The 17,586-nt window shown below is 73.0% G+C and carries 17 protein-coding genes and 1 pseudogene; 9 read left to right on the forward strand and 9 right to left on the reverse strand.

Going from position 1 to position 17,586, the window contains the following annotated elements; translation table 11 throughout:
* Positions 1-186: 186 nt before the first annotated feature.
* The 3 genes from ACFZDK_RS38425 to ACFZDK_RS38435 all read left to right on the forward strand — a co-directional run bounded on the left by ACFZDK_RS38425 (position 187) and on the right by ACFZDK_RS38435 (position 2,992).
* Positions 187-1,803, forward strand: a complete 1,617-nt coding sequence (locus tag ACFZDK_RS38425; RefSeq protein WP_390979528.1) for an FAD-dependent monooxygenase — start codon at positions 187-189, stop codon at positions 1,801-1,803.
* A 230-nt stretch (positions 1,804-2,033) separates the two neighbouring features.
* On the forward strand, positions 2,034-2,585 hold the full coding sequence (locus tag ACFZDK_RS38430) for a cysteine dioxygenase (RefSeq protein WP_390979466.1): 552 nt from the start codon (positions 2,034-2,036) through the stop codon (positions 2,583-2,585).
* A complete protein-coding gene (locus ACFZDK_RS38435; RefSeq protein ID WP_390979530.1) occupies positions 2,576-2,992 on the forward strand; it encodes a rhodanese-like domain-containing protein in 417 nt (138 codons plus the stop codon). Before ACFZDK_RS38430 ends, ACFZDK_RS38435 begins: the two co-directional genes overlap by 10 nt.
* 56 nt (positions 2,993-3,048) lie before the next feature.
* On the opposite strand, the gene ACFZDK_RS38440 is transcribed toward ACFZDK_RS38435, so the two are convergent.
* Positions 3,049-3,834 (reverse strand): TetR/AcrR family transcriptional regulator C-terminal domain-containing protein, encoded by a 786-nt coding sequence (locus ACFZDK_RS38440; RefSeq protein WP_390979468.1) that lies wholly within the window; start codon positions 3,832-3,834, stop codon positions 3,049-3,051.
* Between the two features lie 100 nt (positions 3,835-3,934).
* Between ACFZDK_RS38440 and ACFZDK_RS38445 the strand changes: the two genes are divergently transcribed.
* Entirely contained in the window at positions 3,935-4,324 is a 390-nt protein-coding gene (locus tag ACFZDK_RS38445; protein ID WP_359223999.1) for a VOC family protein, read from the forward strand.
* A 15-nt stretch (positions 4,325-4,339) separates the two neighbouring features.
* On the opposite strand, the gene ACFZDK_RS38450 is transcribed toward ACFZDK_RS38445, so the two are convergent.
* The 3 genes from ACFZDK_RS38450 to recA form a co-directional block, all read right to left on the reverse strand.
* The gene (locus tag ACFZDK_RS38450) at positions 4,340-6,868 is read right to left on the reverse strand and encodes an FtsX-like permease family protein (RefSeq protein ID WP_390979532.1); all 2,529 of its coding nucleotides are present in this window, start codon (positions 6,866-6,868) and stop codon (positions 4,340-4,342) included.
* A gap of 105 nt (positions 6,869-6,973) precedes the next feature.
* Positions 6,974-7,903 carry a recombination regulator RecX gene (gene recX, locus ACFZDK_RS38455; RefSeq protein ID WP_390979470.1) on the reverse strand — a complete coding sequence of 310 codons (930 nt, stop codon included), beginning with the start codon at positions 7,901-7,903 and terminating at the stop codon, positions 6,974-6,976.
* Positions 7,904-7,907: 4 nt separating this feature from the next.
* Positions 7,908-9,038 carry a recombinase RecA gene (gene recA / locus ACFZDK_RS38460; protein ID WP_390979472.1) on the reverse strand — a complete coding sequence of 377 codons (1,131 nt, stop codon included), beginning with the start codon at positions 9,036-9,038 and terminating at the stop codon, positions 7,908-7,910.
* 449 nt (positions 9,039-9,487) lie between these two features.
* Between recA and ACFZDK_RS38465 the strand changes: the two genes are divergently transcribed.
* The 4 genes from ACFZDK_RS38465 to ACFZDK_RS38480 all read left to right on the forward strand — a co-directional run bounded on the left by ACFZDK_RS38465 (position 9,488) and on the right by ACFZDK_RS38480 (position 12,901).
* Positions 9,488-9,763 (forward strand): polyprenyl synthetase, encoded by a 276-nt coding sequence (locus ACFZDK_RS38465; RefSeq protein ID WP_390979474.1) that lies wholly within the window; start codon positions 9,488-9,490, stop codon positions 9,761-9,763.
* The gene (locus ACFZDK_RS38470) at positions 9,756-10,808 is read left to right on the forward strand and encodes a polyprenyl synthetase family protein (protein WP_390979476.1); all 1,053 of its coding nucleotides are present in this window, start codon (positions 9,756-9,758) and stop codon (positions 10,806-10,808) included. Before ACFZDK_RS38465 ends, ACFZDK_RS38470 begins: the two co-directional genes overlap by 8 nt.
* A 50-nt stretch (positions 10,809-10,858) precedes the next feature.
* Positions 10,859-12,019, forward strand: coding sequence for an oxygenase MpaB family protein (locus ACFZDK_RS38475; RefSeq protein ID WP_390979478.1), 1,161 nt, complete (start codon positions 10,859-10,861; stop codon positions 12,017-12,019).
* 90 nt (positions 12,020-12,109) lie between these two features.
* A complete protein-coding gene (locus ACFZDK_RS38480) occupies positions 12,110-12,901 on the forward strand; it encodes a hypothetical protein (RefSeq protein ID WP_390979480.1) in 792 nt (263 codons plus the stop codon).
* 23 nt (positions 12,902-12,924) lie between these two features.
* Here ACFZDK_RS38480 and ACFZDK_RS38485 read toward each other — a convergent pair whose 3' ends face one another.
* Together ACFZDK_RS38485 and ACFZDK_RS38490 are read right to left on the reverse strand one after the other, a co-directional pair.
* Complete coding sequence (locus ACFZDK_RS38485) at positions 12,925-14,181, reverse strand: AI-2E family transporter (protein WP_390979482.1); 1,257 nt, start codon at positions 14,179-14,181, stop codon at positions 12,925-12,927.
* A 60-nt stretch (positions 14,182-14,241) separates the two neighbouring features.
* Positions 14,242-14,436: a DUF3046 domain-containing protein gene (locus tag ACFZDK_RS38490; RefSeq protein ID WP_355721338.1), complete on the reverse strand. Its 195-nt coding sequence runs from the start codon at positions 14,434-14,436 to the stop codon at positions 14,242-14,244.
* A gap of 80 nt (positions 14,437-14,516) precedes the next feature.
* On the opposite strand from ACFZDK_RS38490, the gene ACFZDK_RS38495 reads away from it, so the two are divergent.
* The gene (locus tag ACFZDK_RS38495; RefSeq protein WP_390979485.1) at positions 14,517-15,461 is read left to right on the forward strand and encodes a hypothetical protein; all 945 of its coding nucleotides are present in this window, start codon (positions 14,517-14,519) and stop codon (positions 15,459-15,461) included.
* A gap of 8 nt (positions 15,462-15,469) precedes the next feature.
* On the opposite strand, the gene ACFZDK_RS38500 is transcribed toward ACFZDK_RS38495, so the two are convergent.
* The 3 genes and pseudogenes from ACFZDK_RS38500 to ACFZDK_RS38510 all read right to left on the reverse strand — a co-directional run.
* Complete coding sequence (locus tag ACFZDK_RS38500) at positions 15,470-15,778, reverse strand: AzlD domain-containing protein (RefSeq protein WP_390979487.1); 309 nt, start codon at positions 15,776-15,778, stop codon at positions 15,470-15,472.
* Complete coding sequence (locus tag ACFZDK_RS38505) at positions 15,778-16,617, reverse strand: AzlC family ABC transporter permease (RefSeq protein WP_390979489.1); 840 nt, start codon at positions 16,615-16,617, stop codon at positions 15,778-15,780. The genes ACFZDK_RS38500 and ACFZDK_RS38505 overlap by 1 nt, the downstream gene beginning before the upstream one ends.
* Before the next feature lie 28 nt (positions 16,618-16,645).
* A pseudogene (locus tag ACFZDK_RS38510) lies at positions 16,646-17,479 on the reverse strand (AraC family transcriptional regulator); the annotation flags it as partial.
* Between the last annotated feature and the right edge of the window lie 107 nt (positions 17,480-17,586).

Raw genomic sequence — 17,586 nt, forward strand, 5'->3', positions numbered from 1 at the left:
GCTGCCTCCGCCGTTTTCCCGGCACCACGGCGTCCGCGCGCCCGCCATGCTGACGTGTCCCCGGGTGCGCCGCTTGACCGGGTGGCGCCCAGTCTGTTGCATACGTTCTGTGATCGTGCACCCTGCTCCACCCACTTGTTCATCCATGTCCGTCGGGACTTGCGTACGGGCAGGGGGCGCCGCGCCGTGGACCCGGTGATCATCGTCGGAGCGGGGCCCGTCGGGCTCACGCTCGCCCTGGCGCTGGCCCGCCAGGAGGTGCCGTCCGTCGTCCTGGACGAGGGCCCGGGCAAGGACGAGCCGCGCCCCGCGCGCACGGTGGTGCTGCGCGAGGACACCGCCGCCCTGGTGACCCGGCTGAGCGGCGCCCCGCTGGACGACCTGGGCGCCCGCTGGACCGGCTGGCGGTCGATGCGGCGCCGGCAGGTGATGCGCGAGGTCGTCTTCGACGACGCCGCCGAACCGTCTCCGCTGCACATCGCGCAGCACGTGCTGACGAACGCGCTGCGCGCCGCGATCGCCGACGAACCGCTGGTCAAGGTGGCCACGGACAGCCGTCTGGACACGATCGAGCAGGAGCGCTCCGGCGTCACCGCGCACACCCGCGGCCCCCGGGCCACCTGGTGGCGGGGCAGCTACCTGGTGGGCTGCGACGGCCCGCGCTCGACCGTGCGCAAGCTGCTGGACATCCGCTTCCCGGGCCGTACGGCGGTGGAGCGGCACGCGGTCGCCGCGCTGCGCGCGGAACTTCCCTGGCCCGGTCAGGCGTTGCTCCATCGGACCCCGCCGTGGCGGATGTCCGGGCCCCCGGCCGGGGAGGTGACCGCCCGCCCCCTCCCGGACGGCGTGTGGCGCCTGGACTGGCTGCTGCCGCCCGGCAAGGACCTGGTCACGCCCGAGCTCCTGGTGGCCCGGATCCGCGAGACCCTCGCGGGCTGGACGGGCGGCCCCACACCGCCGTACGACCTGCTCGACACCGGAGTCCACACCGTGCACCACCGCCTGGCCCGCCGCTGGCGGGTGGGCCGGGTCTTCGTCGCCGGGGACGCGGCGCACCTGCTCGGTGTGCTCGGGACGCACGGGCTGGACGAGGGGCTGCGGGACGTCGACAACCTCGCCTGGAAGCTGGCCCCGGCCTGGCACCACGGCCCGCACGAGGCGCTCCTCGACAGCTACCAGACCGAGCGGCGGGCGGTGGTGGCGGCCCGGCTGCGCGCCGCCGACCAGGTGCTGCCGGTGCTGCGCGGCGGTGGCGGGCTGCGCGGCTTCGTCCCCGGCGCATCACGGGGGCACGACGCGCTCCTCATCGACGGTCACCTGGGGCACGGCCAGCTCGGTGCGCCGGGGGCGTACGCCGACTCGCCCCTGGCGCCCCGGCACCTGGAGCACGAGCTCCCGGTCGACACCCCGCCCGGGTCCCCGGTCACCGACGTCCGGGTCACCGCGGAGGACGGCACCTTCGTGCAGCTCCGCTCGCGGCTCGGCCGGGGCGCGCTGCTCGTCGTCCTCATCGCGCCCGGCACCGGTGTGTGGGACCGCAAGCACTGGGTCTCCGCCGGGATCATGCCCCGACTGACGGCGGCCGTGACCGCGCTGCCGCACCGCGCCGAACTGCTGGTCGCCGAGGCCTACCCGGGCGCACCGGCGCACACCGTGCTGCTCGTACGCCCCGACGGCCACCTGGTCACCGCGCTCAACGGGGTCCGCCCGGCCGATCTGTACGCGGCGGCCGAGGCGACGCTGGGCGGGAAGGACACGGAGAAGACGGAGGCGGAGGCGGAGGCCGGTTCCACCGCGCGGTGACCCCTCGTGGTGGTCGCGCGGTCCACATGCTGACGGTGAGTTGACCGGTGTGGACCGGCGTGGTGTACTCCGCATCGTGAACGACACCACTGTGCGCCTGTGGCGGAAGGTCCATGTGGACCTCGTCCGCTATGCGGGCTGCGTGTGTCTTCCGTCCTGCTGATTTCGCATTTCACCTCTCCCTGCGGGCGCCGTCTGCGCCCCCTTTCTGCGAACCCTCATCAGGAACGGTGCACGTGTCTGCCTCTCTCTCCTCGTCCGTTTCTCCCTCCGCCTCCGCACCCGGCGCCGCGCCCACCCAGGCGGACCTCCTCGACTTCGTGCGGCACACGGCCGCCGACGCCGAGCTGATCTCCTCGCTCCCGCTCGACCCCGAGGGCCGCACCTGGGTACGGCTCGACGGCCCCGCCGGCAGCGAGGCCTGGCTGATCGGCTGGCCACCCGGCACCGGTACCGGCTGGCACGACCACGCGGAGTCGGTCGGCGCCTTCCTCACCGCCGCCGGCGAGCTGCACGAGAACTCGCTCGCCACCCGGCTGCCCACCGACGGCTGGAAGACCCTGGAGCTCTCCGAAGGCGTCGACCGCGAGCGCCGGCTGCCCGCCGGAAAGGGCCGATCCTTCGGCCGCGACCATGTCCACGAGGTGTTCAACGAGTCCGCCGAGCACCACGCGATCTCCGTCCACGCCTACTACCCGCCGCTGCCCCGGATCCGCCGCTACAGCCGCAGCGGCCAGGTGCTCCGCCTGGAGCAGGTCGAGCGCCCGGAGGACTGGCAGTGAGCGGCACGGAGCAGGCGGAGCAACAGCCGGTGGGCATCGACGAGTTGCTGGACCGGGTGCGCGCGGGCTACCGGCGCGTCGAGGCGCAGGAGGCGCACGAGGCGGCGCGGGCCGGGGACGCCCTGCTGGTCGACATCCGGTACGCGGCACTGCGCGAGCGGGACGGGGTGATCCCGGGCGCCCTCGTCATAGAGCGCAACGAGCTGGAGTGGCGGCTCGACCCCCAGGGCAGCCACCGGACCCCCGAGGCCACCGGCCACGACCTCCAGGTCGTCGTCATCTGCAACGAGGGCTACGCGTCCAGCCTGGCCGCCGCCTCCCTGCACCAGCTGGGCCTGCACCGGGCGACGGACCTGATAGGCGGCTTCCAGGCGTGGAAGGCGGCAGGGCTGCCGGTCGCCCTCTAGTCGTCGAGAAACGTCCGGTCACCGTCGAGTCGTCGAGCGCCCGGCCGCTTTTGGGTCTACGACGCTCCGGTGCCGGTCGGGTACGCGCGGCCGTCGATGAGGGCGGCGAGGCCGTCGAGCACCCGGTCGAGCCCGAACTCCCAGGCGTGCCGGGGGCTGTACGCGGCGCCCTGGGCGGTGCCCGCCGCCGTGCCGACCCGGGCGGCGGTGGGGTAGGCACGCGGGTCCAGCACCCTTTCCAGCAGAGGGGCGTTGGCCGCCCACCACTGCTCGTCGTCCATCGCGCTGTCCTGCCGGGCGGCGCGCGCCTCCGCCGCCGAGCGGGCGTTGGCCTGGACGAAGGTGAGCAGAAAGGTCAGCGCGGCGTCCATCTCGACGTCGTCGAGCCCGAGTCCGTCCAGCGCCGACAGTTCGTGCTCGTACTTGGCCATCATCCCCGGTCCCAACGGCGGGCGGCCGGTGGAGACCGTCGCGGCCCAGGGGTGCGCGTCGAACAGCGCCCTGTTCTCTTCCGCGACGGCGGCCAGCCGGACCCGCCACGGCCGGCCGGCGGTGTCGGCCCGGGACATCCGCAGGTAGGCGGTGTCCAGCATGAGGTCCAGCAGCTCGGCCTTGCCCGGCACATAGGTGTAGAGCGTCATCGGGACCACGCCCAGCTGCTGCGCGACGCGGCGCATGGTGACCGCGTCCAGGCCCTCGGCGTCCGCCAGCCCGATGGCGACGTCGACGACCGTGTCGATGTCCAGCCGCTGCCGCGGTCCGCGTCGCGGGGCGGCGGGGACCCGCCAGAGCAGTTCCAGGGAGCGGGCCGGATCACCGGCACCGCTGCGGTCGAGAGGCATTCCGTCATCCTCCCCCACGAAGCGTCGCCCCCTCGCCAATTACTCTGTACGCAGTACAGTGTACTGCGTACAGAGTAATTTCCCCGACCAAGGAGTGCCTGTGCCGATCACCGCTTCCGCCGTCTCCCTGAACGTCGACGACGTCGTGGCCTCCAGCGCCTTCCTCACCGAACACTTCGGATTCCGCGAGGAGACGGCCGCCGACGGGTTCGCGTCACTGGCCCGCGACGACGCCGGGATGAACGTCGTCTACCTGCGGCGCGGACTGGCCTCGCTCCCCGAGGACCAGCGCGAGGACCACGCCGACGGGGTGATCCTCGCCTTCGTCGTCGACAACCTCGAAGCCGAACTGGCCCGCCTGACCGCCGAGGGGGTCACGATCACGATGCCGCTGCGCGAGGAGCCCTGGGGCGAACGCGCCTTCCAGGTCACCGACCCCAACGGCGTCATCGTCCAGCTCGTCGACTGGAACGCGTCCGACGGCCACTGAGTCGGTGGTGCGCCGCTAGTCCTTCGCCGTCGCCACCGTCACCGCGGGCACCCGCAGCGCCAGCCGCCCGGGAAGCGCCGCGGCCACCAGCGCGAGCAGTGCGGCGGTCGCGACGACGGTCACGTACAGCAAGGGCGTGACCGTCGGCGCGGCCCGGCCCGTCATACCGACGCTGAACGCGGTCAGGACGGCGAGCGCGATACCGCTGCCGAGGGCCGTGGCCAGCGTCAGCACCGAGAGCACCTCGGTGCGCAGCATCCGCAGCACCTGGCGGCGGGTCGCCCCGGCCAGCCTGAGCAGGGCGAACTCGCGGACCCGGTCGGCGACCGACATCGCGAGCGTATTGACGACGGCGATCGCGGTGAACGCCAGGACCAGCCCCATGGCCAGGTAGTTGACCTCGGCGTTGTCCTGCTGCCGGTCGGCCTGGAGGGAGTCGGCGGCGCCCGGCGAAAGAATCCGCAGCCCCGGGAACTCACGGAGTGTAATCGCGAGTTGTGCTTGTGTACGGACTGTGCTGACGAGGACGGAGGAGGCGAGCGGGTTGTCCACGTGGTGTACGACGAGGTCGTGGGCGAAGGTGAGGTCGCCGAAGCCCAGACCGCGGGCGTAGACGGCGGCGACGGTGAGCGTGGCGGGCGTGCCGTCGCCGAGGGTGAGCTTCAGGGTGCTGCCCGGCTTCAAGTGGTGCTGATCGGCGGCGATTTCACTGACTGCGACGGTGCGGTCGGTGAGACGGTCCAGGGAGCCGGCGGTGACCTCGGGGTCCCAGGTGCGGGCGAGGCCCTCGGGGGTGACGCCCTGGGCCGGGTACTTGTCGAGTCCGACGCGGACGGTCGTGCGGACCACTTCGGTGACGGCGTCGTGGTCCGTGCGCAACTGCCGTGCCGCCGCGGCCGGTACGCCCGGTCCCTGGGCGGCGACGACCCAGTCGGCGGTGACTCCGGCGCGGGCCTGGGCGCGGGCGGCGTCGCCGAGGGTCGACTGGACGAACAGCACGGTGCAGGTCATGCCGATGAGCAGGGTGAGAGGGGTGACGACGGAGGCCATCCGGGCGGCGTTCCCGCGCAGGTTGGCGGTGGCGAGCCGGCCGCCGTGGCCGGTGAGCCGCAGCGGTCCGGCCAGCAGCAGCACGGCCGCCCTGACCAGCAGCGGGCCGAGCAGGGCGACGGAGGTGGAGAGGACCACGACGGCGAGGAAGGTGACGGGGGTCGACGCGGGCTCGGTACGCAGGGAGGTGAGCAGCACGACGAGCACGACCCCACCGGCGAGCAGCAGCAGACCGGCGGCGATCCGCCCCCAGGCGACCCGGGCGGGCTCGACCCGCGATTCGGCCAGCGCCTCGGTCGGCCGGATCCGGGCGATGCGCCGGGAGGCGATCCGGGCGGCGGCCCAGGCACCGGCCAGGGTCGCGGCGAGCGCGGCGAACGGCGGGAAGACACCGGTGGTGTGCTGAAGCGTGGCGGGTACGGCGCCCAGGGCGACGAACCTGCTGTGCAGCCAGGCACCGAGCGGCAGCCCGAGGAGAGCGCCCGCCGTGCCGGCGACCGCGCCGACGATCAGCGCCTCACGGCCGAGCAGCCGACGGATCTGGCCGGGGGTGGCGGCGAGGGCGCGCAGCAGGGCGAGTTCGCGGTGCCGCTGCTGGACGGTGAGCGCGAAGGTGCCGACGACCACCAGGATCGCCACGAGCAGCGAGGTCCCGCCCATGGCCGCGCCCATGCTGACCAGCCGGACCCGGGCGGCAGCGGCGTCCAGGAACTCGACGGGGCCGCGGGCGTCGCCGGTGGAGACCTGGGCGGTGGTGCCGCGCAGCGCTCGCGCCACGGCCTGCTTCAGCCGCTCCGGGTCGGTGCCGTGCTCGGGCAGCACGCCGAACGCGGTGACCTGCCCGGGGTGCGCGGCCAGCCTGCGGGCCTCGGCGGCGGAGAAGAAGAGGGACGTCTGGTGGCTGACGCCGGTGGCCGGGGCGGCGATCCCGGTGATCCGGTAGGCGCGCGGGGTCCGCGTCGACTGCACGGTGAGCGTGTCACCGGGCGCCAGGTGGGCGCGCGCGGCGAGGTCGCGGTCGACGACCAGGTCGGTGGCGGCCCTCGGGGCGGCGCCGGAAACCAGCCGGTACGGAGTGAGCGCGGCGGACTCCCAGGCGTGCCCGTAGGCGGTACGGCCGCCGGTGCCGGCCGGGGTCGACGGCTGGGCGAGGAAGGTCAGTTCGGGCACGACCCGGGCGACTCCGGGCGTGCGGGCGAGTCTGGTCTCCAGCCCGGCCGGCAGCCAGGCGCGCTCGGCGATGGGTTTCGCCTTGTGCTTGACCTTGGTCTTGCCGTGCTTGTGTTTGACGGTGATCCGGTGGACGTACTGGTCGGCGGAGACCACGACGGGGGCCGCCGCATAGCGCTCGGTGCGGATCGTGCCGCGCAGGCCGGTGTCGAGGAGGGTGCCGCAGGCGGAGATCAGCGCGGCCGCGCACAGCAGGGCGAGAAAGGCGCCGAGGAACCCGGCCTTGCGGGCGCGGACGGTCTTGAGGGCGTAGCGCAGCATCATGGCGTACACGGTCGTCCACCCACCGGTGCCCGGGCACTGCGGTGGTCCGGCGTCTTGGAAGGGGGTTATCCCCACCCCCGCCGTGACCGACCGCCTGACCGCCCGTCAGAAGTCCCCGCCCTCCAGGAACTCCGTGTCCTCGCCCTCTTCCTCCAGGGCCCGCCGGACGACCCTGAGCGCCATGCCCTCGGCGTATCCCTTGCGGGCGAGCATGCCGGCGAGGCGGCGGATGCGCCGGTCCCGATCGAGGCCCCGGGTGGAGCGGAGTTTGCGGGCGACGAGTTCGCGCGCGGTCTCCTCCTCCTGCTCGGAGTCGAGCTGCCCGACGGCCTCGTCGATGAGCGAAGGGTCGACGCCCTTGGTCCGCAGTTCCTGGGCGAGGGCACGCCGGGCCAGTCCCCGGCCGTGGTGCCGGGACTCCACCCAGGCGTCCGCGAACGCGCTGTCGTTGATCAGCCCGACCTCCTCGAACCGCGACAGCACCTCCTCGGCGACCTCGTCCGGGATCTCCCGCTTGCGCAGGGCGTCCGCGAGCTGCTTCCGAGTGCGCGGCGTCCCGGTGAGCAGGCGCAGACAGATCGCCCGCGCCCGCTCAGCCGGGTCCGCCGGAGGCTCCCCCTGCTCGGCCCTCGACAAGGAGGAGGAGTCCCCGTCCTCACCGGACGGCTCCCCGAAGCCACGCCGACGGCGCGTCCCGGACTTCCGCGGGCCACGGCCGGGTGATCCGTGTCCGCGGGGCCCGTCCGGGCCGTCGTGCGTGCCGTCTTCGTACACTCCGCCGTACGAAGCGGGCAGACCGTCGTCCTCGTACGAGCCGTCACGCCCGTATGAGCTCTCGTTCCCCCGTGCGGCACCACCGCGGCGGCGCCTGCGCGCCCCCGGGTAGGCCACGCCGTCCCGTCCGTACCCGTCGCCGCCCGTGCCATGGACCTCGCCGCCGTCCCCGGCGGAGCCCGGGTCGCCCCCGGCGCCCCTCCCCCGTGGGGCACCGGGGGACGTGTACTCGTGGTCGGCCCAGTCGGTTCGTCGTGTCACGGCGTCAGCTCTTGGCTGCGGCGGCCTTGGGCTTGGTGACCTTGGCGACGGCCGGGGCCGGCACCGTCTTCGCCGCGTCGTCCGTGGCCGCGGCGGTGGTGGCCGCGTCCGCGCCCGGCTCGGCGGCGGGCTTCTCCGGGCGGACACCGACGCCCAGCTTCTCCTTGATCTTCTTCTCGATCTCGTTGGCCAGGTCGGGGTTGTCCTTGAGGAAGTTGCGCGCGTTCTCCTTGCCCTGGCCGAGCTGGTCGCCCTCGTACGTGTACCAGGCGCCGGCCTTGCGGACGAAGCCGTTCTCCACGCCCATGTCGATCAGGCCGCCCTCGCGGCTGATGCCCTGGCCGTAGAGGATGTCGAACTCGGCCTGCTTGAAGGGCGGTGCGACCTTGTTCTTGACGACCTTGACCCGAGTGCGGTTGCCGACCGCCTCCGTGCCGTCCTTCAGGGTCTCGATGCGGCGGATGTCGAGTCGCACCGAGGCGTAGAACTTCAGCGCGCGGCCACCGGTCGTGGTCTCCGGGGAGCCGAACATCACGCCGATCTTCTCGCGGAGCTGGTTGATGAAGATCGCGGTGGTCTTGGACTGGTTGAGCGCGCTGGTGATCTTCCGCAGCGCCTGGCTCATCAGACGGGCCTGGAGACCGACGTGGCTGTCGCCCATCTCGCCCTCGATCTCCGCGCGCGGGACGAGCGCGGCGACGGAGTCGATGACGATGAGGTCGAGGGCGCCGGAGCGGACCAGCATGTCCACGATCTCCAGGGCCTGCTCGCCGTTGTCCGGCTGGGAAAGGATCAGGTTGTCGATGTCGACGCCGAGCTTCTGCGCGTACTCGGGGTCGAGGGCGTGCTCCGCGTCCACGAACGCGACCTGGCCGCCCGCCTTCTGCGCGTTGGCCACGGCGTGCAGGGTCAGGGTTGTCTTACCGGAGGACTCCGGTCCGTAGATCTCCACGACGCGGCCGCGCGGCAGGCCACCGACACCGAGGGCGACGTCGAGCGCGGTCGACCCGGTCGAGATGACCTCGATGGGCTCCTTCGTCCGGTCACCCATGCGCATGACCGCGCCCTTGCCGAATTGCCGTTCAATCTGTGCGAGCGCGGCGTCGAGCGCCTTCTCGCGGTCGGTTCCTGCCATGGGTTCCACCCGGTTTGCTTGAGTCGATCGCTTCACGTCAAAGACGCTAACGCCTGCCACTGACAATGCGCCCCGCCGCCGGTCCGGCCTGTGGATAACTCGGGGATATAACGGACGAAACCGTTCCCAACTACCGCTGAAATCCCCGTCGCGAGTTCCGCCGGAGCCTCCATAAGAATGGATGTTCGATTTTCGTGTCAAGCGCACCACGCGGTACTCCCGTACTTCCCCGCACCGCGCACACCCACCGCGCACCCCCCGGCGCACGGGTCGGGAGCGGGCGCTCACGGCGCACGGCACGGCAGTGTGCTCGCCACGTGCCCCGCGGTGCCCGAAACGGCATTCACCCGATCGTGAGTTTCCGCATGCCCGCGGCCTACGTGCCGTGATGCTCGAAGAGGCGGCCGGTGAGCGGCGCCGCCGCCGTGTGCCGTGGGTGGGGAGAACGCATGACACGTGAGACGGGACGACGCGGCCTGGACGAGCAGGCCCTGCTGCTGGCGGCGGGGCTCGCCGACCTGGCGGTGAGCACGGTGGGCACCGCCTTCGGGACGTTACGCGGGTTGCTGCGCCGCTCGGACACCGCCGCACTGGCGGCGGAGGCCGAGCACGACCTCACCGCGCGGGGGCGCCTGGTCCTGGACCGGTACGCGACCGTCCCCCCGGCCCATCTGGAGATCCTCGCCCGGCACGCCCTCGCCCGGCGGACCTCCGCCGATGGCTGACCGGTGGGATCCGGCCGTCTTCAAGAACCGTGTCGACGAGGTACTGCGCCGGTTCGTCGCCGAGGAGGCCGACCAGTTCGCGGCGGTCGACCCGCTGCTGGGCCCGGTGGCCGAGCAGCTGGAGGCGGCGGTCGCGGACGGCAAACGGCTGCGGGCGGCGTTCTGCTACTGGGGCTGGCGTGCCGTGGGCCAGCCGGACAGCGACGCGCTGGTACGGGCGGCGGCCTCCATGGAACTCGTGCACGCCGCCGCCGTCGTACACGACGACCTCATCGACGACAGCCCACTGCGGCACGGGCGCCCCACCGCACACATCGCCCTGCGGACCGCCGTACGCGCCCGCGCGAGCGCCGACGACACCGCGCGGGCGCTGGCGATGCTCGTGGGCGATCTGCTGATGTCGCTGGCCGGGCAGCTGTTCGCGGCCTGCGGGCTGCCCGCCGCCTATCTCGCCCGGGCCCGCCCCCTGTGGTCGGTGCTGGCCCGGGAGCTGATCGCCGGCGAGTGCCTGGAGATCCTGCGCACCGGGGCCGGCCCGGACACCACGGCCTCGCTGAAGGTGATCCGCTACAAGACCGCCAAGTACACCGTCGAGCAGCCCCTGTTGATCGGCGGCGCCCTGGCCGGGGCAGGCGACCGGCTGCGCGAGGGGTACTCCGCGTACGGGCTGCCGCTGGGCGAGGCGTTCCAGCTGCGCGACGACCTGCTGGGCCTGTTCGGGGCCCCGGAGCACACCGGCAAGGCCAACGCCGACGACGTGCGCGGTCACCGGCCCACCGCCCTGCTCGCGGAGACCTGGCGGCTCGCCCGCGAGGACGACCGGGAGCGGCTGGGCGCGCTGCTCGGCAGCCGTGATCTGGACGCGGACGGCCTGGACGCGGTCCGCGAGGTGATGTGCCGGCTCGGGGCGCCCGACCGGATCGAGGCCATGATCGGCGCGCGGGTGGCGACGGCGCTCGACGCCCTGCACGAACTGGACGTGCCGCCCCCGGCCGCCGGCGCCCTGACCGCGCTGGCCCACTCGGCCACGGTCCGCCGGTCCTGACGCCGCTGCCCCTTCTCCCGCCCGCGAAGACGAAGACAAGGAGCCCTGCCGTGATCCACACCGAGGCCTCGATGGACGCCCTGCGGGACGCCGGTGACGAACTCGCCGATGCCACGGTCGCCGCCCTCTTCGAGCGCGGGGAGGTGGGCACGTTCAACACCCTGATGCGCTACGTCTCCACCGCCGGCGCGCCGCTGCCGGACGGGCTGCCCGACGTCGCGCGGGAGTACCTGGAAGCCACCCGGGTCCCGCCGTCCTGGGTGGACTGGGGCGAGATGGAGAAGGCCCGGCTGTTCTTCATCGACAACAACGTGCACATCTCGACCGCGCTCTCCTTCGCCTCCATGCCCGCCTGTTACGTCGTCCCGCGCGTGGCGAAGCTGCTGTCGGCCGCCCACGGGCTGAAGTACCCCTCCAAGCGGATGGCGGAGACCGGCCAGTTCACCGTCTATCTGATGCGGCCCGACGCCTTCGAGGCCGGGAGCCGCTTCATCCCGGCCGCCCAGAAGGTGCGGCTGCTGCACGCCTCGATCCGGCATCACCTCACACGTGAGAACCGCTGGGACACCGCGGCGCTCGGCACGCCGATCTGCCAGGAGGACATGATCGGCGGCCAGATGTTCTTCTCGCTGCTGGTCCTCGACAGCCTGCACCGGCTGGGCATCCACCTGTCCACGGAGGGCGCGGAGGCGTACTACTACGCGTGGCGGGCGGTCGGCGCCATGCTCGGCGTCGACCAGGAGGCCGTCCCGAAGACCCTCGACGAGGCGCGCGCCTTCCTCGACCTGTACATGGTCCGGTACATGGGCCCTTCCGAGGAGGGCGCGGTCCTGACCCGGCAGCTCATCGACCTCTACGAGGAAGTCGCCCCCGGCACCTTCTTCGACCCGATCGTCTCGGCCCTGATCCGCCACCTGGTCGGCGACACCTGCGCGGACTGGCTGGAGGTGCCGCGCACCCCGTGGGACACCGCCGTCAAGGCCGTACCGCACCTCCTCGGCGTCCTGGAGACCATCGAGGACCGCTCCCCGCTGGGCGCCTGGGCCCTGGACCGCCTCGGCCACCTCACCACCGTCCTCGAGCTGTCCTGCCTCACCCGCGGCCGTGTCATGCACTACGCCATCCCCGAACACCTCAAGAAGGACTACGGCCTCCCGGGCTCGGTGCCGCGCACCCGACGGTGGACCCCGCCGGCCGCCACGGTCTCCTGATCGCCCCTGCTCCCCGTACTCCTCAAGGCGTACGGCGGCTGTCTTCGGCCGGACGACGACCGCGCGGGCTGCTCCCGGGAGGCTGGGCGCATGCCCTCGCCCGTGAAGACGCCGACCCGTGAACCACTGCCGAACGCCCTGACCGGGGTCCGTCCCGCCGAGCGTCTCTGCCACGCGACCGGTGCGCTCCTGGTCCTCTCCGGCCTGGCGCACCTGGTGGTGTTCGCGGTGGACGGCGGCCCCTGGTACGGGCCGGTCTCCTGGCGCAAGCCCGTCACGTTCGGGCTCTCCTTCGGGCTGACCCTGATCGCGGTCACCTGGGTCACCTCGTATCTGAGGATCGGGGAGCGGCTGCGCACCGTGCTGCTCGTCGTGTTCGCCGCCGACTGCGTGGTGGAGGTCGGCGGGATCACCCTGCAGGCGTGGCGGCGGGTGCCCTCGCATCTCGACATGGAGACACCCTTCGACACGGCGGTGTCGATGACGCTCGCGGTGGGTGGCGGGGTGCTGGTGGTGCTGCTCACCGTCTTCGCCGTCGCATCGTTCCGGCGGCGGCCGGCCGGTCCCGTCGGCATGGCGCTCGCGGTGCGGTCGGGGTTCGCGATCCTGCTGGTGGCGCTGGTCTCGGGAGCCGCGATGATCGCGCGCGGGGTGGTGCTCGTCCGGACCGGGCACCAGGAGGCGGCCTACGGCTCGACGGCCCCGCTCAAGCCGCTGCACGGGGTCAGCCTGCACGCGGTGCTGGTCCTGCCCGCGCTCGCCTCGCTGTTGTCCCGCACCGCATGGAGCGAACAGGTCCGCCGGCGGATCGTGGCCACAGCGGTGGGCTGCTACACGGCCGCCGTCGCCGCGGCCGGGGTGTGGGCGGTGCTCACGTACTGACGGCGGCCTGATGACGACCGCCGTCAGGCGGAGGACGCCTCCTCGGACTCCTCGACGGGCCGCTGCCATATCAGCCGTCGCGCGCGTGTGAGCAGCCCCGGACTGCCGGTGCCACGACGGCGGTGCCCGTGTACCCGGGGGTCGTCCGTGACGTCGTACCGCTTCACATAGGCGCCCAGGAACGCCTGGAGCGTGGCGACCGCCGGGATGGCGATCAGCGCGCCGACGGCGCCGAGGAGCGCGGTGCCCGCGATGACCGAGCCGAAGGCGACCGCCGGGTGGATGTCGACGGACTTGGAGGTCAGCTTGGGCTGGAGCATGTAGTTCTCGAACTGCTGGTAGATCACGACGAACACCAGCACCCACACCGCGTACAGCGGGTCGACGGTGAACGCGATCAGCATCGGCAGCGCGCCCGCGAGATAGGTGCCGATGGTGGGGATGAACTGCGAAACCAGTCCCACCCAGACGCCCAGCACGGGCGCGTACGGCACGCCCAGGGCCTCCAGCAGGATGTAGTGGGCGATGCCGGAGATCAGCGCCATCACACCGCGCGAGTACAGATAGCCGCCGGTCTTGTCGACGGCGATCTCCCAGGCGCGCAGCACCTCGGCCTGGCGGGCGGGCGGCAGCACCGAGCACAGGGTGCGGCGCAGCCGGGGGCCGTCGGCGGCGAAGTAGAAGGCGAACAGCGTGATCGTCAGCAGCTGGAAGAGGCCGCCGAGCACCTGCCCGGAGACATCGAGCACCCCGGCCGCGCTGTTCTGCGCGTACTTGCGCAGCCAGTCGGAGTGCAACAGGCCTTCCTGGACGTCGACCCGCTTCACCTCGGTGTGGAAGGTGTGGTTGACCCAGTTGATGACCGAGTCCAGGTAGTCCGGAAAGTCTTCGACGATCTTGATGATCTGGCCGGCCAGCATCGAGCCGAGCAGGGTGACAAACCCGGCGACGGCGATCGCCAGGCCGAGGAAGACCAGGAAGGTCGCGAACCCGCGGCGCATGCCACGGGAGGCCATCCAGCTCACCGCGGGCTCGATGGCCAGCGCCAGGAAGAATGCGATGAGGATGTTGATCAGCAGACCGGTGAGCTGGTGGAAGGCCCAGCTGCCCAGCTGGAACGCGGCGACGAGGGCGAGCGCCAGCACCATGGCGCGCGGCAGCCAGCGCGGCATGCGGGCACCCGGCAGCGCGGCGCCGGCGGCCGGGGGTGCGGCGGGCGGCGTCGTGTCGACCGGGGAGGTGTCCTGGGCGGTGCGCCCGTCGTCGTCAGTGGGTGCCACGGTGCAAGTCTCGCCCACGCCACTGACAACGCGTGGCCCGTATCCGATCTCCGTGCACGGTCAGCGCCTCTCCCCCGGAACGTTCATGACCGTGCAGACCACGCGCCACACGTCCTTGGCCTCCCAGCCCGAGTCCAGCGCCTCGTGCACCGTCAGCCCGCCGAGCTCCGTCATCACATGATCGCGCGCGAAGGTGTCGGCGTACCCGGAACCGAAGTGTTCCGCCATCCGCTGCCAGAAGACCGTCAACCGCATGACACCAGTATCCCGCCCCTGAGAGTGGGCCCTGCCCGGGAGCGCTTGCCGAGACCGCTTTCCGCCCTACGGTCTTTCGCATGGCCGAAACCGGAGCTTCCCCACTCCCCCCTACGCCCCCGGCGCACTCCCCGCTGTTCCGCGCCGAGCAGTTCATGTGGCTCACCGCACGCGTGCTGGAGCAGCGCCTCTTCTCGTACCACTTCCTGAACGGCGGCCCCGATCCGGTGGAGACGGCGCTGGACGCCTACCGCAACGAGGACGGCGGGTACGGTCACGCGCTGGAGCCCGATCTGCGCGGTCCGGTGAGCCAGCCGCTGCACACCGGGCACGCGCTGCGCGTCCTGGACGCCATCGGGCGCTGCGGCGGCCAGCGGGTGGAGCGCGTGTGCCGCTACCTCACGGCCGTCTCCACGGTGGACGGGGCGCTGCCGGCGATCCATCCGAGTCAGCGCGGCTATCCGGCGGCCCCGTTCATCCCGATCGTCGACGACCCGCCCAGCGAGCTCCTGGCCACCGGTCCGGTGGTGGGTCTGCTGCACCGCAACGAGGTGTGGCACGCCTGGCTGTTCCGGGCCACCGACTTCTGCTGGGAGGCGGTGGAGTCCCTTCAGAAGTCGCACCCCTACGAGGTCGAGGCCGCGGTCGCCTTCCTGGACACGGCACCCGACCGGCCGCGCGCGGAGGCGGCCGCCGACCGGCTGGGCCGCCTGGTGCGCGAGCACCGGCTGGCCGCGCTGGACCCGGCGCGGCTGGGCGCGTACCCGGTCGCGCCCGGCTACGCGCCCGGTGAGCACCACTTCCCGCACGACTTCGCGAGGACCCCGAACTCGCTCGCGCGCGCGTGGTTCACCGACGAGGAGATGGACCGCTCGCTGGAGTTCCTCGCCGCGGAGCAGGCGGCGGACGGCGGCTGGCCCGTCCGCTGGCGGCAGTGGGCACCGGCCGCCGCCCTGGAGGCCCGCCCCATGGTGACGATCGACGCCCTGCGCACCCTCAAGGCGTACGGCCGTTTCGTGGGGTGACGGACCTCTCAGCCGGTGAGGGCGCGCAGGCCCGCCGTGACCACCACGGCGACGCCGACGACGACCAGGAAGGGCGCGCGCAGCACCAGCGCCACGGCGGCCGCCCCGAGCCCCGCGGCCCGGGCGTCCAGTACGAGCGCGTGCCCGTCGGCGAACGTCTGCTGGGCCGTGAGGGCGGCGAGCAGGGCCACCGGCAGCAGGGCGGCCAGCCGCCGCACCACCGGCCGTTCCAGGACGCCCGCGGGCACCAGCAGTCCGGCGAGCTTGACGGCATAGCAGCCGAGGGCGGTCGCGCCGACCGCGATCCAGACGTTCATCAGGTCTCCTCGGGTGTGTCGTCGGGTGCCTTGCCGGATGCGTGACCGGATGCCTTGCCGGATGCGTGACCGGATGCGTCGTCGAGTGCCTGGCCGGACGCGTCGTCGGGTGCGCCGTCGCGGCCGCGGCCCGAGCGGCGGCCGGAGACGAAGAGCGCGACCGGCGCCGCCAGCGCGGCCACCAGGACCGGCACGCCCGCGGGCAGCACGGGCAGCAGACCGAGCCCCAGCAGCACGGCGAGGGCGGCGACCGCGCGTTCCGTCGTGCCCCGCAGCATGGGGGCGAGCAGCGCCAGGAAGACGGCGGGTCCGGCCGCGTCCAGGCCCCAGGCGTCGGTGTCCCCGACGGCCTTGGCGCCGAGTGCGCCCAGCAGGGTGGTGAGGTTCCACAGCACGTACAGGCTGAGCCCGGTGACCGTGAAGCCGATCCGCGCGGCGCGCCGCGTCGGCTGGGCCAGGGTCACCGCGGTGGTCTCGTCGATCACCCACTGGGCGGCCAATGGCCGCACCGCGCGCGGGAGGGCGAGCACCTGCGACAGCCGCAGCCCGTAGAACGCGTTGCGCACCCCGAGGAAGAAGGCACCGGCCGCCGCGGTGAACGGGTTGCCCCCGGCCGCGAGCGCGCCCACCAGGGCGAACTGGGAGGCGCCAGTGAACACCAGGAGGCTGAGCGCGCAGGTCTGGAGCAGGCCGAGCCCGCTGCCGGCCGAGGTCACCCCGAAGGCGAACCCGGAGAGTCCCACGGCGACCCCGACCCCGAGGGCGTCCCGGACGACGGCGGAGTCCGGCTTCGGCTCCCCTTCGCCGCGTATGTCTGCGAGTGCTGTCTGCTGTGCCACGCCCAGCACGCTACGGACGGGCGTCCCGCGCGTCTTGTACGTTCTTGCGCTCGCGCTGGTAGGCGCCCGGTGGGACGCCGACGATCCGCGCGAAGTGCCGGTTGAGGTGCGGCTGGTCGGTGAAGCCGACGGCGACGGCCGCCTCGGCGGGTGCCGTGCCGGCGTCCAGCAGCAGCCGGGCCCGGCGCACCCGGGCGTCGGTCAGCCAAGTGTGCGGCGGCATGCCGTAGGCGTCCCGGAACGCCCGCAGCAGCGCGAACGGGCTGGTGCCGAGGTCGCCGGCGAGCCGTTCCAGGGTCGGCGGCTCGGCCATCCGCTCCTCCAGCACGGCGCGCGCGCGTGCGGCGAGCCGGGCGCCGGCGGTGCGGACCTGCCGCTGCGGCAGCGGGCCGCCGTTCAACCGGAGCAGCCGGGTCACCGCGACCCGCAGCAGGGTGTCGGCGGCGAGCGCGTTGCCCTCGTCGGCGGCGCGCAGCACCCGGTGCACGAGGGCGCCACTGTACGGGTCGTCGAGCACGGGACCGACGAAGCCGGGGGTGCCCCGGATCGCGGTGGTCTCGGCGGCGATCCCCGCCACGACGTCCGGCGCCGGGTAGACCGCCCCGTACCGCCAGCCCTCGGGCACCCCGGCCCGCCCGGTGTGCGGGGTGTCCGGGTTGACCAGCGCGAGCGCCCCCGCTCCCGCGGACACGTCGGAGCCCCGGTGGTGGAAGACCTCGACACCGTCCGCTATCGCGGCGATCACGAAGTTCTCGTGGGTGTGCCGCACGAACGTCTTCCTGATGTACCGGGCCCGCAGCAGATCGACACCGGGCAACGCCTCATATCGCCAGTGCCGCGCCCGCTCGTCCGATCCGGTCATACGACCATTGTCAGCCGCCCCACCCCACCCGACCGCCCGGCGCGGCCGACACCCCGTCCGGCTCTCGGCAGCCGCCAGTCCCCCCTTCACCCCCTTCCGGCAGCCGC

It is taken from the genome of Streptomyces sp. NPDC007901 (genome assembly GCF_042959465.1).
Lineage (GTDB): Bacteria > Actinomycetota > Actinomycetes > Streptomycetales > Streptomycetaceae > Streptomyces.

Bases quoted from the DNA above. Each gene is read 5' to 3' on its own strand.
- recA (WP_390979472.1), bottom strand. From the start codon at position 9,038: ATGGCAGGAACCGACCGCGAGAAGGCGCTCGACGCCGCGCTCGCACAG.
- ACFZDK_RS38465 (WP_390979474.1), top strand. From the start codon at position 9,488: ATGACACGTGAGACGGGACGACGCGGCCTGGACGAGCAGGCCCTGCTG.
- ACFZDK_RS38490 (WP_355721338.1), bottom strand. From the start codon at position 14,436: ATGCGGTTGACGGTCTTCTGGCAGCGGATGGCGGAACACTTCGGTTCC.
- ACFZDK_RS38470 (WP_390979476.1), top strand. From the start codon at position 9,756: ATGGCTGACCGGTGGGATCCGGCCGTCTTCAAGAACCGTGTCGACGAG.
- ACFZDK_RS38500 (WP_390979487.1), bottom strand. From the start codon at position 15,778: ATGAACGTCTGGATCGCGGTCGGCGCGACCGCCCTCGGCTGCTATGCC.
- ACFZDK_RS38440 (WP_390979468.1), bottom strand. From the start codon at position 3,834: ATGCCTCTCGACCGCAGCGGTGCCGGTGATCCGGCCCGCTCCCTGGAA.
- ACFZDK_RS38495 (WP_390979485.1), top strand. From the start codon at position 14,517: ATGGCCGAAACCGGAGCTTCCCCACTCCCCCCTACGCCCCCGGCGCAC.
- ACFZDK_RS38480 (WP_390979480.1), top strand. From the start codon at position 12,110: ATGCCCTCGCCCGTGAAGACGCCGACCCGTGAACCACTGCCGAACGCC.
- ACFZDK_RS38450 (WP_390979532.1), bottom strand. From the start codon at position 6,868: ATGATGCTGCGCTACGCCCTCAAGACCGTCCGCGCCCGCAAGGCCGGG.